This is a genomic window from Streptomyces sp. NPDC048671, assembly GCF_055587045.1.
The window spans coordinates 91451-105567 of record NZ_JBVJHB010000017.1 but is presented as its reverse complement, the minus strand read 5'-3'; the positions used below and the strand labels follow the sequence as shown (position 1 = coordinate 105567).

Below are 14117 nucleotides of genomic sequence, written 5' to 3'. Positions count from 1 at the left end.
GCTTCCGGAACCTCTTGCCGAGGCGGGTAGGCCGGCCCCCGCCCCGGTCAAGCCACTGCCGTCAGCCGGCGGGCGGCGTCGCGGGCCGGGAGCGTGAAGGTGTGGGCGCAGTCCCGCAGGAGCGGCGGGATCGCGAGGTGGGCGGGGCTCGGTTCGTCGGCCAGGTTGTGGTCGAGGAGGGTGTCGAAGAGGCACTCCACGGCCGAGGGGGCGAGGCCGGTGGCGGCGCAGGCCTGCGCGATGTCGTGGACGGCGGCCGGAAGCAGCGCGAGGGTTCGGGTGAACTCTTGTGCTTCGTAGGACAGTTGTGCGTAGGAGAGGGCCAGGACTGACATCAGGTCGCGGTCTGCCGTGCGCAGGAACGCGGTACGGCCCGCGCTCGTGCGCAGGCGCGCCGTCACGTCCGGCACGGTCCACGAAGGGCGGTCGCGCAGGCGGGTCGCCGCGATGCGCAGGGCCAGCGGGTGGTGCCCGCACAGAGCGACCGTCCGCTCCAGGGAGGAGCCGGTGCAGGCGTCGCCCGCGATGCGGCGGAACAGGGTCTCCGCGTCCGCCGGGGCCAGCGCGCCCAGGGGCAGCGAGAGGGCGCCGTCCGTCGCGGTCAGCTTGCGGCGGGTGGTGATCAGGGCGAGCGTGTCGCCCGTGCCGGGCAGTAGCGGGGCCACCTGGGCCGCGTCGGCCGCGTTGTCGAGGACGAGCAGGGCACGGCGGCCCGCGAGGCGGGAGCGCCAGATGGCGCTGCGCTCGGCCAGGCCGGCCGGGAGGGCGTCGGGCGCGGCGCCGTCGGAGCGCAGCAGCACGCCCAGCGCCTCCTCGGGGGTGAGCGGTGCGCGAGCCGGGCTGAAGCCGTGCAGGTCGACGTAGAACTGGCCGTCCGGGTGGTCCGTGGTGCGGCGGTGCGCGAAGTGGACGGCGAGTGCCGTCTTGCCGATGCCGCCCATGCCGTCGATCACGACCGTGCGGGGAGAACCGGCGCCCTGGTCGGCGACGGCCCGGTCGAGCAGCGCCAGCTCGGTGGCGCGGCCGGTGAAGTCCGGCAGGTCACGCGGCAGGTAGTTGTCCTGGACGGGGCGGACGGTGGCGGGCCGGCCGGGCGCGGGTGTCCGGCGCTGCACCCGCGGGGCGTCCGCGAGGATCTCGGTCTGCAGACGGCGCAGCCGTGGGCCGGGTTCCAGGCCCAGTTCGTCGGCGAGCAGCCGGCGGCCCTCGTCGTAGACGGCGAGCGCGTCGGCCTGCCGGCCGCCCCGGTACAGCGCGAGCATCAGACTGCCGCGCAGGGCGTCGCGCAGCGGGTGCCTGGCGGTCAGCGCGGACAGTTCGGCGACCAGGGAGCCGGTCTCACCGGCCGCGAGGCGCAGCTCCATCAACTCCTCCACAGCGGTGAGGCGTTGCTCGTCGAGTCCGGCCGCCGCGGCGGTCACCGCCGGGCAGTCGATGCCGGCGAAGGCGTCGCCGCGCCACAGGTCGACCGCCGCCTGCAGCAGCCGCATCGCCTCGACGTCGCGGCCCTCCCGCCGGGCGGCGCGGGCGGCGCGGACCCAGTCGGTGAAGCGGTGTGCGTCCACCGCGTCGGCGGGCACGTCCAGGCGGTAGCCGATGTCCACCGTGATGAGTCCGGCGCCTTCGGAGCCGGCCAGGGCGGCGCGTAGATCGCGGATCGCGTTGTGCACCTGGTGGCGGGCGGAAGCGGGCGGGTCCTGCCACAGCTCGTCCACCAAGGCGTCCATGGACACCGCGTAGCGCGCGTTCAGCAGCAGAAGAGCCAGAAGCCGGCGGCGACGCATTCCGCGGAGCCGGACCGGCACCCCCGACTCACGCACTTCCACCGGTCCCAGAACCAGGAAATCCATTTCCCGCACCCCCGACGTTCCGCATCATGCAGCGTGATTGCGACACTGATGAAGCTAGGCGCGCGGGCCCCCCGCATACAACGCGAGTACTCCTCAAGGCACATGCCGTACCTCGGAAGACACACGACGGAACCGGGAATTCCAGCTTTAGGTTCCCAACATGACACAGGCCCTTACGCCTCGCCTCTCCCCCTCGTCCCCCTCCGCCTTCACCCTGTCCGACGTCCCGTGGTCCTCCCTCCTCTCGTCGGCCCGCACCGTGCGGCTGTGCCTGCGGGAGGCGCGCCCGCTGGTACAGGTGATGTTCGTCCTGCGGTTCGTCACGGGCGCGCTGCTGACGGCGTCCGCCGCGCACCACCGGCCCGACGCCCCGCACCTGCTGATCGGGGCGGCCGCCTGGTGGGCGGCGACGGTGAGCGTCTACGTGTTCAACGGGGTGAGCGACCTGTGCGAGGACCGGGCCAACCGGTCCCAGAGACCCCTGGCGAGCGGCCGGTTGACCGAAGGGGCGGCCCGGCGGGCCGTGGTGCTGACCGCGCTGGCCGGGCTGCTGCTCGGCTGCGCGGCGGGGTGGAAGGTGGCCGAGGCCACCGCCGTCTTCCTCGCCCTGGGATACGCCTACTCCGCGCCCAGGATCGCCGCCAAGTGCCGTTCCTGGTCGGCCTCCGCGGTCACCTGCGCCGCCGCGGGGACCACCTATCTCGCCGGGGTCGCGTCCTCCGGCAGCGCACTCACCGCCGAGGCCGCCGTCTTCGCCCTGGTGCTCTCGCTCGGGGTGGGGCTGATCGCGGCCGTCGCCAAGGACCTGGGCAGCACCCGGGGGGACGCACTCGCGGGCCGGCGCACCCTGGCCGTCATCCGCGGCGAGCACAGCGCCCGCCGCTTCTGCGCCGCCTCCGGCGGGGCGCTGGCCCTGGTCCTCACGGCCGGAGCCCTATGGGTGCACGAGCTGCCGCTCGACGCGGCCGCCGCCGTTTTCGCCGTAGGCGCCCTGTGCGTGGCAGGACGCTGTCTGCCGCCCCGGATGAAGGGCAGCCGGGCGGAGAACTCGAAGTCCCGTGCTCCGTACCGGAGTTGGATGGCCACGCAGTACGCCGTCCATCTGTGCGCGCTGGGCGCGCTCGTCCTGGTCTGAGCTTCTCGCCCCCCTTTTCGAACTCGCCTTCTGATCCGAAGCCCCTTACTATGATCCCGCCGGACGGGTGATTGTGGGGAGTCGTGCCGTCCTGGTCCTGACGACTCCTCATATCGAGGGGGCGCACCGTGGAACTTTCCGCCGATCCGGCGACCGACCGGTCCTGTCTGATCGATTCCTCCGTCGCCCGCTACGCCGACGGCCTGCGCAAGGCCGCCAATCCGCTGGTCCTGCGTCCGGAGCTGTGGGTCTCCTGCGAGAAACAGGCCCGGCAGATCCTTGGTGAGTGCATCGCCACCCTGCACGGCACGCCCGTACAGGTCGCCGCGGAGGCCGAACTCACCTCGATGGCGCTCGGTGTGCAGCGCTCCTTCGAGAAGGTCTCGCCGATCGACTCGGTGCACGCGGCACGCGTGCTGTTCGACGTGGCTGTCGAGACGATGACCGAGGCCGCGGCCCAACTCCCCGCCGAGGTCGCGCTCTCCCGGTTCCTGACCGCCGTACGGATGCTGCACAAGGGCATCTTCGCGCGGGTCAGCGCCGCCGCCATCGGCTACGAGTCGACGACCCTGCACGACGTCGGTCAGGCCAGCACCGCCCGCCGCCACCAGCTCGCCCGCGATCTGCACGACCACATCGGCAGCAGCATCGGCCTGGCACTGCGCTGCCTCGACCTGTACACCATGGAACAGGCGAAGGGGGTCACCTCCACCCGCGACCGGCTCCAGGACGCCCGGCAGGCGCTGCGCGACGTGTTCAGCTTCACCCGCACGATGGTCAGCGGACTGCGCGTCAATGAACTGCACGACGGCCTGAAAGAGGAGATCGACGCCTACAGCGCCGCCGCCTGCGACCGGCCGGCCGAAGTCGGCTCCCGTATCGACGGCGACGAGTCCTGGCTGCCCGAACAGACCCGCCAGGAGCTGTTCCTCGTGGTGCGCGAAGCCCTGCGCAATGCCTTCGCACACGCCAGGGCCAACCATATCGACGTCCTCGTCAGCGTCTTCCCCGACGCCGCGCACGCCACCGTCACCGACGACGGGGTCGGGCTGCCGTACCCGCGCGACGGTGACGGCACCGGCCTGACCGCCATGCGGCAGCGGGTGACCGCCCTCGGAGGGACGCTGGAGCTGATCAGCGAGCCCGGCCAGGGGACGCGCGTCCAGCTCCGCGTCCCGCTGGACGGCGCCGGGGCGGCCGGCCGATGAGCGCGGGAGCGGACACCTCCGGCGACATCCGGGTGCTGGCAGTGGACGACCACCGGCTGCTGCGCGAGGCACTGTGCGACCTCCTGGAGATGTACGAGGGGCTGACGGTGGTCGCGCAGGCCGACGACGGGCCGAGCGGCGTGCGGATGGCGGGCCTGCACCGGCCCGACCTCGTGCTGCTCGATGTGGAGATGCCGGGGCCCGGCCCGCTCGCCAACCTGCGGGGAGTCCGCCAGGCGGCGCCCGAGGCGCGGATCATCATGCTGACGATGCACGACAACCGCCAGCTCATCGACTCGCTGTTGTCCGCGGGAGCCGTGGGCTACCTCCACAAGGAGGCCGACCGGGAGGTCCTGGTCGCCGCGATCCGCAGCGCGATGGCGGGCGGCACGACGATGTTCCTGCCGCGCACGCCGAGCGGATCGAGGCCCGAGCGGGAGCCCGCGCCCGCCGACACGCTCACCCTCCGCGAGCGGGAGCTGATGGAGCTGGTCGCGCAGGGACTGAGCAACCGGCAGATCGGCACCCGGCTGGGGATCACCGAGGGTACGGTCAAGCGCCATCTGCGCAACATCTTCGACAAGCTCGGCGCCACCTCCCGGCTGGACGCGGTCAACCGGGTCCAGCCGTTGCGCCGTTACTGAGCCGCGGCGGCCCGTGCCGCCTTCTCCCGGCGATCCGCGATCAGCAGCGCGACAGCCGGGACGAGGGTGAGCGCGTACACGGCGAGCAGCAGGCCGAAGGAATCGGCGAACGCGGCCGGTACGAGCCCGTGATGGGAGTGCGCGGCCCGGTCCAGGACGATCGTGACCACGGCGAGGGCGAAGGTGCCGCCGATCCGCTGGAGCAGGTTGAGCTGCGCGGAGGCGTCCGGGATGGAGCGCGGCTCGACCGACTCGAAGGCACGGGTCATGGCCGGCACGATGGTCAGGCCCGTACCCAGGCCCCGGACCGCGATCGCCGCGCACAGCAGCACGTACGACGTGCTGGACGACAGGACGGTCAGCGGAACGGTGGCCAGCATGGTGAGGACGATCCCGATCACGACGGTGGTACCGCCGCCGATCTTCTTCATGATCGGGCGGCAGGCGAGGCCCGCGATGACGACTCCGGTGCCGCCCGCCGACATCAGCAGACCCGTGGTGACGGCGCTCTCGCCGCGCGCCGACTCGAAGTACAGCGGGATCAGCATCATGGGGGAGAAGAGGACGAAGCCGAGGCAGAAGATGTTGATCGCGGCCGTGCGGTAGACGCGGTGCGTGAACAGGCGCAGGTCCAGCAGCGGGGCCGCGGTGCGCAGTTGGTGACGTACGAAGACGATGCCGCTCCCCACGCCCACCACCAGCGGGACCAGGGAGGCGGGGTGGACGGACAGGCCCGTCTCGGAGAAGGCGTGCACGGCGAGGACGACACCGACCGTGCAGGCGGCGGCGCTCAGCAGTCCCAGCACGTCGAGCGGGCGGCGGCCGTCCGGGCCGGCCGGGGCGTCCTTGCGGACACGGCGCAGCGCCACCACCAACAGCACCGCGCACAGCGGGATGTTGACGGCGTAGACCGCCCACCAGCCCCATGCGTTGACCAGGAGGCCGCCGACGGTGGGGCCGAGCAGCGGGCTGATCAGCATGACGCTGCCGTTCAGCGCCTGGACCTGGCCGAGGCGTTCACGCGGCATGCTGCTGGTGAGCAGGATGGTGGCGACCGGTACGAGTACGCCCGCGGCGGCGCCGGACAGCGCGCGCGCGGCGATCAGTTCGGGGAGTGTCGTGCTGAGGGCACAGGCCGCCGAGCCGACCGCGAACACGGCGACGGAGCTGATGAAGACGCGGCGGGTGCCGAACCGGGAGGCCAGCCAGCCCGCGGCCGGCATCAGGGCGACCAGGGCCAGCAGGTAGGCGGTGACGACCCATTGGACCTGGGTGATGGCGCCGAAGCGGGCGGAGGTGTCGGCCAGCGAGACGTTGACGATGGTGGTGTCGAGCTGGGCGACGAAGGCTCCGCCCACGGCCACGGCGATGGTGAGGATCGCGGTGCGGGTGGCCGCCGCGGCCGCGGGGTCACGGCCCGCCGCCGGGCCTCGGTCCGTAGCGGGAGCCGCGTCGGCGCCGGGAGCCGCGTCGGCCTCGGGAGCCGGCTCCGCCGGACTGGCGTCCGTCGCCGGGGAACGGTCCGCCGGGGGTGTCGGGTCCACCGCGGGCGCGGGCTCCGCCACGGGGGTCGGGTCCGCCGCCGGCGCCGGGGGCTCGGTTCTCTGGTCCAGGGACATACGGGGTCGTCCTTCGGGTGGGTGGTGGATCGGACTTGGGGTCGGTCGGAGACGGGGCTTTCGTGATCGGGTGGGGTCGCCGTGAGTGGGGACGGGCCGTGGTGAGCGGGGACGCGCCGTGGTGAGTGGGGATGGGCCATCGCGAGTGGGGACGGGCCGTCGTGGGCGGAGCGCTCGCGGCGACCGGGGCAGGTCGCGTCTCGGGGCGGGGGAGGGCGGCCGCGTCGAGGATCAGCGCGCCATGCCGAGGCAGGGTCGCTTACCGGGACCGGGTTGCCTGCCGGGGCCGGGTTGCCTGCCGGGGCCGGGTCGCCTGCCGGGGCCGGGGCGCCGGCTCAGGCAGAGTCGCCTGCCGGGGCGCCGGCTCAGGCGGAGCGCAAGGCCTCGGCGATGTCGTCCAGGAGCGCCCCGGCCTTCTCCCTGGCACCCGGACGGTCGCGGCAGGCCAGGGTCAGCTCGGTGCTGTCGCCCACGCGGCAGGCGCTCAGGAACATCTCGGCGTACGGGACCAGCATCGGCAGCGTGGCGAAGGAGGTGGCGCGGAAGTCGGGCGTCGAATAGGCCTGCGGGTCGACCTCGCCGTGGTCGGTGATGATCGCCGTGCAGGGGAAGCGGGTGCCGTCGAATTCGCGGGCCTCGCTCAGGTTGTTGGCGAACGGGTTGTCGCGCAGGAAGTCACGGTCCAGGACGGCGACCTCGGTCTTGGCGATCAGGGCGCGGACCAGCGTGGAGTGGACGCGTTTCCAGCTGTCGTCGCGGCGCAGGTCGAGGACGAGCTGGGAGGTCAGGTTGGCGGTGGAGCGCGTCGTGGTGTCGTGGCGGCGCAGGTCCACCGGGACGATCAGGCGCCCGGTGTCCGTGGTGAGGTGGCGGGAGAGCGCGGCCGCGGCGCGTGCGGTGACCCCGGACGGGGCGGCGGGCACCCGGCGGCTCAGCCACAGGGGCCGTTCGCCCGCGGGGCCCTGGCCGATGATCGCGGGCAGTCCGGTGAGACGAGTGGCCTCGGGGGCCGGGCGGACGTCGCCCGCCGCCGCGCGGAAGTGTGCGTCGTCCACCGTGTCCGGACAGCCGACCAGTTCCTCGTCGCGCAGGGCCCGGAAGAGATCCGCGATCCACTGCCGCAGACCGCGCCCGTCGGTGACGATGTGGCTGGCCCGGACGACCAGCCGGGTGGTCCCCGCGTCGTGGATCAGGCCCAGTTCGCAGACGGGTCCGGTGACCACCGACAGGTCGCGGTGGAAGAACGGGTGGTCGAGACCGGTGCCGGCGGGCAGCTCCACGACCTCGGGGACGGTGCCGGCGGCGCGCCACAGCGCGCCCCGGCGGCGTACCGCGAGGCCGGGACTGACCTCGGTCGCCGCGCGCGCGGCCCGCCGTAGCGCGACCGCGTCGAGCGCGCCCTCGCCCTCGATCACCATCTGAATGAGCTGCGGGGTGCCGGTCGCGGCGGCGTTGAGGTAGCCCCGTTCGATCGGGGAGATGCGGCGGGTGTACGGCCGCGCGGCGGTGAGGGTCATTCCTCCTCCAAGTGGTGGAAGCGCACCGAGGCCGGTGCGTCGCAGGCGAGGGCGAGGTGCAGGAGCGGTTCGCCCTCGGCCCGCAGGACGACGGAACGCACCTCGTAGGTATCGGTGTTCGTGGGCCGCCAGCCCGGCTGCCACGCAGGCAGCCGGGTCCCGGCGAAGGTCTCCTTCGTCAGGTGCGAGGCCTTGATGAGCGCCTCGCACTCGGCGAAGTCCCTGATCGTGGCCGGCTCCTCACGCCCGAGCAGGTCACCGAGCCAGCGCAGGGCGTGCGGCCGGTCGCGCTCGTCCTGGAGGTCCACGCCGATCGCGCGGCCGGCGGGCGCGAAGGCCACGGCGCTGTACGTGCCGACGTGCGCCACCGAGGCGGACAGGTCCAGGGCGGGCACCGACCAGCGCTTGAGGTCGTCCCGCGCCAGGTCGCCGGCGGTGATCCGGATCCCGTACGTCGTGTCGAGCGCCCCGACGATCAGGGAGCGGCCCGAGGCGGACAGCCGGTTCCCCATCCGGTCGCGGGGCAGTCCGCGGTGCCGGGAGACCAGGACGTTCACCGCCTCCCCCACCGCCGACGGCCCGTCGGGCGCCAGCGTGTACCCGTTCAGTCCCGGATCGAGGAGCAGTCCCATCAGGGCGCCCATCACGCCTCCGGGTCGAGGACGGCCGCCGCGTAGCTGCCGCCGTACGCGAAACTCGACAGCAGCACGGGGCCGGGAGTGCCGGCGCCGGTGAGGGCGGCGACCAGGCCGAGGGCGCCCGCGCTGCCGTAGGTCTCGCCGAGCAGGGCCTTGGGGGCGAGGACCGGCCGGCCGTCGAGGCCGGTGTGGCGCAGGGCCGCCCGCTGGGCCAGGTCGACCAGCGGGTGGCCGGACGCGGCCGAGACGACCGTGCCGATCCCCTCCGGGCCGAGGTCCGCTTCTGCGAGCGCGGAGCGCAGCGAGCGTCCCCAGGCCTCGCCGTCCCTGGAGATGCGGCCGATGCCGGCCGATTCGCCACTGGCGCCGAAGCCGCGGACCCGCGCCAGGACGTCGGCGCCCCGGTCCTGGGCCGCCGCCCGGCTCTCCAGCAGGATCGCGGCGGCGCCCTCGCTGAGGACGGTGCCGGTGCGCCCGCCGGGCACGACGTGCGCGGACCGGGCGTAGCCGGGCAGCGCCGCCTGGGTGGCGAGGGCCTGCTCGGGGAACTCGTCGGCGACCACCACCATGATCCGCTCGGCGGCGCCGCGGGCGATGACCCTGGCGGCGAGCTGGAGCGCGAGCACGGAGCTGGTGCCGCCGTTGGCGATGGTCGCGGTGTAGCCGCGGAAGCGGTGCAGCATCGCGACATGGCCGGCGGCGGCGTTGACGACGGTGTTGGCGAACAGGGACGGGTTGGCACCGGTGATGCCCGAACGCACCACGCCCTCGTGGAACCGCAGGACCGAGGTCACCGGGCCGTACCCGGTGGCGAAGACGACGCCGGTCGACTCCGCCACGGCCCGCGACGGTTTGCCATGCCGGGCGTACAGGTCGCCCACGGCGGACGCGGCGAGCAGGCTCAGCGGGTCCATGCGGCGGGCCCGGCTGGGGTTCGTACCGCGCGACGCGGCCTTGATGTCGACCCGGCCGACCGGCACCCGGCCGACGCCCGGCACCTCCTCGAAGGTGTCGAAGCAGGGCCGCCCCTCGGCGAAGGCCTCGGCGATCGCCTCGGTGCCGCCCGCCGTTCCGGCCAGGCCGGCGACCCCGGTGACGACGACCTCATGGACAGCCTCGCGGCGCGGCGGCCTGGAGCCGGTACGGCCGGGCCGGTTGATGACGACGGAGGCGTTGTTGCCGCCGAACGCGAAGGAGTTCGACAGCACCACCTCGGGGCTCGCGTCGCGGCCGGTGTCCGGGATGACGTCCAGGCCGTACGGCGAGGCGACGCCCCGGGTGTTGATGGTGGGCGGCAGCGTGCCCCGGTCGATGGCCAGCGTGCTCACCACGGCCTCGACCGCGCCGGCCGCGCCGAGGGTGTGGCCGAGGATCGACTTGGTGGAGCTGGCCGCCGGTATCTCCTGGCCGAACAGGAGCTTCAGCGCCTTGGGTTCGGAGGCGTCGTTGGCGGGGGTGCCGGTGCCGTGCAGGTTGAGGTAGTCGACGTCGGCGGGGGTGAGGCCCGCCGTGTCGAGGGCCTGTGCCATGGCGGCGCAGGCGCCCTTGCCGCTGGGGTCGGGCGCGGTCTGGTGGTAGCCGTCGCAGGACAGTCCGTATCCGCCCAGCTCCGCCAGGACCCGGGCGCCGCGCGCCTCGGCCCGCTCCACCGACTCCAGGACCATGAATCCGGCGCCCTCGCCGAGGGTGAGTCCGGTGGAGGCGGACAGCGGCGAGCACGGCTCGGCGTCCAGCGCGCCGAGCGCGCTGAACCCGTAGGCGGACAGCTCCGCCAGCGGGTCGACGCCGCCGCACACGACGTAGTCGACGTCGCCCTTCCACAGCAGCTCGGCTGCGTAGCCGAGGGCGACGGCGCTGGCCGCGCAGGCGTTGGAGAGGACCACGCGGGGGCCGCGCAGATCGAACTCCGCCGCGATGTAGTCGCCCACGCAGGGCAGTTGGGAGGCGACCGCCTGCGCGACGTCCAGCCTGCCCTCCAGGACGAGGGTGCGGTGGGTGGCCTCCAGCGTCGGCATGGCGCCGAGGCTGGAGCCCACCACGACGGCCACCCGGTCGCGGTCCACGGTGGTGAGGTCGAGGCCGCTGCCGTGCAGGGCCTCGCGGATCGCGGTGGCCGCGAGCGCGTAGCAGCGGTCCAGGTCGGCGGGCTGTTCGGCGGTGGCCATGCCCGCCCAGTCGGTGAGCAGCTCGGAGGTGTCGAAGAGGGTGTTGGTGCGGATGCCGGTGGTGCCGGCCGCGATCGACGACCAGCTCTTCTCGACGTCGTCACCGGCTCCGGTGATCAGTCCCAGGCCCGTCAGGGCGATGTTCGCAGGTGTCATGACCCGGCCCTCTCAAGCGATCTTGACGGTGAGGGAGCGGGCGATGACCCGGGGCAGGGTCGCGGTGCGCACCGGGCGCTCGTCGCCCGCGCGGTCCGCGGCGGTCAGCTCCAGTCCCGGCACCCAGAAGGGGGTGTCGAGCAGGGCCAGGACCAGCTCCTCCTCCGGGTTGGCGGCCGGCGCCTGGTGCAGGACGGTGCCGACCTCCTGACCGGCCGCGGTGACCGGCGTACCGGCTGCGAAGCGGCTGCCGACCGGGGCGACGAGCGCGGTGAGGCGGGCCTCGGACCCGGTGGGCGCGGTCAGCTCGCCGGAGCCGTGGAACTCGCCGATCCGGCTCCAGTCGATCATCCAGGCCAGGTCGGCCTCGCCGACGCCCAGTTCACCGAACCCGGTGCCGTACACGCCCATCCCGGCCTCGGCCTGTACCCGGGCGAGGCCTTCCTCGCCGATCTCGGCGCCGCCCTTGTCGGCGACGGCCGCGAGCACCGCCTCGTGTGCGGCCTGCGGGGCGTCGGACAGCAGCAGGTAGCCGTACTCCCCGGTGGTGCCGACGCGGGCGAGGTGGGCGGTGGCGCCGGGAACATCGAGGGTGGACTCGGTGACGGCGTGCAGGGTCAGGCCGGATATGTCGAAGTCCACGAAGTCGGCCGCGACCGACCAGGCCACGGGTCCCTCGAAGGCGGTGGCGCCCCAGCCCTCGGGGGAGATCTCGACGGTGACGCCGGCGGACGCGTCGAACCCGCCGAGGTAGGCGCCGAGTTCGTCGGCCGTGACGGCGGTGCGCGGCAGCAGCCACGACTCCTCGCCGATCTCGAAGTGCAGCAGGATCGCGAACGGCTTGCCGTCGGCGTTCAGCGCCAGCACCTCACGGACCGAGTCGGGCTCCACGTAGTCGGCGGACTTGGCGAGGAAGCCGTCCAGGAAGGTCAGCCGGTCGTCACCGGTCAGCCTGACCAGCGGGGCGGTGACGCGGTGGGCGCCGACGGCGGTGCGCAGGGTGGCGTAGTCCTCGGTGGCGGTGCGGACTGCCGGGGCGATGGTGGTGGCGGTCATGATCTGTCGTTGCCTTTCGGGTCGGTGGCTCAGAAGAAAAGGGGTGTGTCGTGTACGGAGAGCAGCCAGGCGCTCTCCCGGGCGGCGGACACTCCGCCGACGAGCAGGCCCGACCGGGTGGCGCGCAGCACCAGTTCGTCGTGCGGACCGGCGGCGGGGGCGCAGTGCAGCCACCGCCCGTCGGAGAGCCGGACGGCTGCCCGGCGGGCCCACACCTGGCGGAAGTCGCCGGAGCTCAGCTCCCAGCGCTCGCCGTCCGAGTCGAGGACGACGGCCGTCTTGAGCGGCGTCTGCGGGGTGAGCCACACGACGGTCTCGCGGTCCGTCCCGCTCGTACGGGCGTCGACGCGGATCCCGTCGCCGTCGGCGGCGATCTCCCAGTCGAGGCCGGATTCCGGGGCGTGGAGGCCGAGCGGGTGCTTCTCCTCCCAGGCGCCGGCGGCCGGCACCCCCCAGCCGAGCCCGGCGGCCCGGTCGTGGCGGCTGTTCTCGTGGGTCACCCACAGGCCCGCGGACCAGTGGGGGTTGTAGCCGTGGGAGCGGGTGCGGGGGTAGGGGCTGCGCAGCACCTTGGTGGTGCCCTCCCGCCAGACGGTGACGCCGCCGGCGGTGGCGTGCACCTCCAGTCGGCGCGTGGTGTCCGCGCCGCTGGGGCGGATGGTGGTGCGCATCCGGGCCACGCCGTCCGCGCCGGGTTCCAGGCCGCGCTCCAGGAGCGTGCTGTGGACCAGCCGCAGGGGCCCGTCCACCGGCAGCGAGACGCGTACGTCCCGCCCCTGCCAGGTCAGCTCCGCGCCTTCCCGGACGGTCCGGGAGGCGGCGACGACCTCGGATGCGTCGCGCACCCCCTGGCCGAGACCGATCGGGTGGGCCTGTCCTTCGGCACCGGTGAAGACGCCCTGGCGCAGGCCGACGGTCTGGAAGATCCGGCCGGTCGCGGAGCCGGTGCGGGTGAACTCCTGGAGCAGACCGGAGCCGTCCAGGGTGAAGGTGCCGGTGACCGTGGCGTCGCCGTCCCGCTCGGTGACCCGTACCCCGCCCTCGACGGGCTCCAGGGTGAGGTCGCGGGGCTCGCCCTCGCGCCAGCCGGCCGGGCGGTCGGCCCGGCAGCTCGGCCAGGTCGAGACGAGTACCGGGCCGCGGTGCCCGGCCACCAGGACGCTCAGCGTGCCGTCCTCGCCGTCCACCTCACAGGTGAGGGCGGACTCGGTGAACCGGTACGGCGCCACGCCGCGCGGGGCCCGTACCTCGTACGGGGGCCGGGTGATGCGCAGCGCCCGCTCCGTGCCGCCGGGCTCGGTGAGGCGGGCCTCGCGCACGGCGCCCCGGTCCACGTCCACGGACGCGTCGATCCGGAACTCGCCGAGCGCCAGGCTGTAGTCGATGGTCCGGATACCGTCCACCACCCGCACGTCCGAGCGCAGCTCGTCGTCGCGGGCCTCGGTGACGGAGGCGAAGCTGGTCAGGCTGCCGAGGGCCGCCGTGGCCCGCTCGCCCAGGTCGGCGAAGACGCTGCGTACGACGAGCGGGATGTAGTTGTGCAGCTCCACGTTGCCGTCCTCGCCGGGAACGGCCCGGCCCACCGAGACGCAGCCGACGCGCCGGTAGAGCCGGAAGGCCACGGTGTTGGCCGGGTTGACGGTGAGCCGCAGCACCAGGCAGCCGGTGCGCATCATCCACTCGACGGCCTCGGTGAACAGCCTCCCGGTGACCAGGCCGCCCCGGTGGGCGGGGTGGACGAAGAACATGTCCGCGATGAGTTCGCCCGCTCGGGCCGAGCGCCGGCCGGTGTTGTGGAAGAGGCCGAACGTACCCACGAGCCGCTCGTCGTCCTCGGCCACCAGGAACGTCGCCGTCTCCCGCTCGGCCAGCTCGCGGGCGAGCTCGGTGCCGCTGACACCCCCGGCGACCGGGTTGGGGTTGTCACGGTGGCGGTTGTAGAGCTCCGCGATGGCGTGCGCGTCGCCCTCCTGGTACGGGCGGATCGTGAGGGCCATGACCACACCTCCTTCTGTCGGTCCTGTGGCTCTGGTTCTGGTTCTGGTTCTGGTTCTGGTTCTGGTTCTGGTTCTGGTTCTGGTTCTGGTTCTGGTTCTGGTTCTGGTTCTGGTTCTGGTTCTGGTTCTGGT

Annotated in this window: 10 protein-coding genes; 3 read left to right on the top strand and 7 right to left on the bottom strand. The window is 73.6% G+C overall.

The window, feature by feature from the left end:
* Positions 1–47 precede the first annotated feature (47 nt).
* Positions 48–1850 carry an AfsR/SARP family transcriptional regulator gene (locus tag ACZ6S6_RS30730; RefSeq protein WP_469708026.1) on the bottom strand — a complete coding sequence of 601 codons (1803 nt, stop codon included), beginning with the start codon at positions 1848–1850 and terminating at the stop codon, positions 48–50.
* A 160-nt stretch (positions 1851–2010) separates the two neighbouring features.
* On the opposite strand from ACZ6S6_RS30730, the gene ACZ6S6_RS30725 reads away from it, so the two are divergent.
* The 3 genes from ACZ6S6_RS30725 (at position 2011) to ACZ6S6_RS30715 (ending at position 4837) form a co-directional block, all read left to right on the top strand.
* Positions 2011–2985 (top strand): UbiA family prenyltransferase, encoded by a 975-nt coding sequence (locus tag ACZ6S6_RS30725; protein ID WP_469708024.1) that lies wholly within the window; start codon positions 2011–2013, stop codon positions 2983–2985.
* 128 nt (positions 2986–3113) lie between these two features.
* Entirely contained in the window at positions 3114–4193 is a 1080-nt protein-coding gene (locus ACZ6S6_RS30720; RefSeq protein ID WP_469708023.1) for a sensor histidine kinase, read from the top strand.
* Positions 4190–4837: a response regulator gene (locus ACZ6S6_RS30715; protein ID WP_469708021.1), complete on the top strand. Its 648-nt coding sequence runs from the start codon at positions 4190–4192 to the stop codon at positions 4835–4837. The genes ACZ6S6_RS30720 and ACZ6S6_RS30715 overlap by 4 nt, the downstream gene beginning before the upstream one ends.
* Here ACZ6S6_RS30715 and ACZ6S6_RS30710 read toward each other — a convergent pair.
* The 6 genes from ACZ6S6_RS30710 to ACZ6S6_RS30685 form a co-directional block, all read right to left on the bottom strand.
* Complete coding sequence (locus tag ACZ6S6_RS30710) at positions 4831–6456, bottom strand: DHA2 family efflux MFS transporter permease subunit (RefSeq protein WP_362961580.1); 1626 nt, start codon at positions 6454–6456, stop codon at positions 4831–4833. The genes ACZ6S6_RS30715 and ACZ6S6_RS30710 overlap by 7 nt on opposite strands.
* Positions 6457–6821: 365 nt before the next feature.
* Entirely contained in the window at positions 6822–7973 is a 1152-nt protein-coding gene (locus ACZ6S6_RS30705) for a hypothetical protein (protein WP_469708019.1), read from the bottom strand.
* Positions 7970–8617, bottom strand: coding sequence for a hypothetical protein (locus ACZ6S6_RS30700; RefSeq protein WP_469708017.1), 648 nt, complete (start codon positions 8615–8617; stop codon positions 7970–7972). The genes ACZ6S6_RS30705 and ACZ6S6_RS30700 overlap by 4 nt, the downstream gene beginning before the upstream one ends.
* Entirely contained in the window at positions 8617–10932 is a 2316-nt protein-coding gene (locus ACZ6S6_RS30695; RefSeq protein WP_469708015.1) for a beta-ketoacyl synthase N-terminal-like domain-containing protein, read from the bottom strand. Before ACZ6S6_RS30695 ends, ACZ6S6_RS30700 begins: the two co-directional genes overlap by 1 nt.
* Positions 10933–10944: 12 nt before the next feature.
* Positions 10945–11988: an aminomethyl transferase family protein gene (locus tag ACZ6S6_RS30690; RefSeq protein ID WP_362961572.1), complete on the bottom strand. Its 1044-nt coding sequence runs from the start codon at positions 11986–11988 to the stop codon at positions 10945–10947.
* 29 nt (positions 11989–12017) lie between these two features.
* Positions 12018–13985 (bottom strand): GNAT family N-acetyltransferase, encoded by a 1968-nt coding sequence (locus ACZ6S6_RS30685; protein ID WP_362961570.1) that lies wholly within the window; start codon positions 13983–13985, stop codon positions 12018–12020.
* Positions 13986–14117: the final 132 nt, after the last annotated feature.

Bases quoted from the DNA above. Each gene is read 5' to 3' on its own strand.
- ACZ6S6_RS30730 (WP_469708026.1), bottom strand. From the start codon at position 1,850: ATGGATTTCCTGGTTCTGGGACCGGTGGAAGTGCGTGAGTCGGGGGTG.
- ACZ6S6_RS30725 (WP_469708024.1), top strand. From the start codon at position 2,011: ATGACACAGGCCCTTACGCCTCGCCTCTCCCCCTCGTCCCCCTCCGCC.
- ACZ6S6_RS30715 (WP_469708021.1), top strand. From the start codon at position 4,190: ATGAGCGCGGGAGCGGACACCTCCGGCGACATCCGGGTGCTGGCAGTG.
- ACZ6S6_RS30710 (WP_362961580.1), bottom strand. From the start codon at position 6,456: ATGTCCCTGGACCAGAGAACCGAGCCCCCGGCGCCGGCGGCGGACCCG.
- ACZ6S6_RS30705 (WP_469708019.1), bottom strand. From the start codon at position 7,973: ATGACCCTCACCGCCGCGCGGCCGTACACCCGCCGCATCTCCCCGATC.
- ACZ6S6_RS30700 (WP_469708017.1), bottom strand. From the start codon at position 8,617: ATGGGCGCCCTGATGGGACTGCTCCTCGATCCGGGACTGAACGGGTAC.
- ACZ6S6_RS30695 (WP_469708015.1), bottom strand. From the start codon at position 10,932: ATGACACCTGCGAACATCGCCCTGACGGGCCTGGGACTGATCACCGGA.
- ACZ6S6_RS30690 (WP_362961572.1), bottom strand. From the start codon at position 11,988: ATGACCGCCACCACCATCGCCCCGGCAGTCCGCACCGCCACCGAGGAC.
- ACZ6S6_RS30685 (WP_362961570.1), bottom strand. From the start codon at position 13,985: ATGGCCCTCACGATCCGCCCGTACCAGGAGGGCGACGCGCACGCCATC.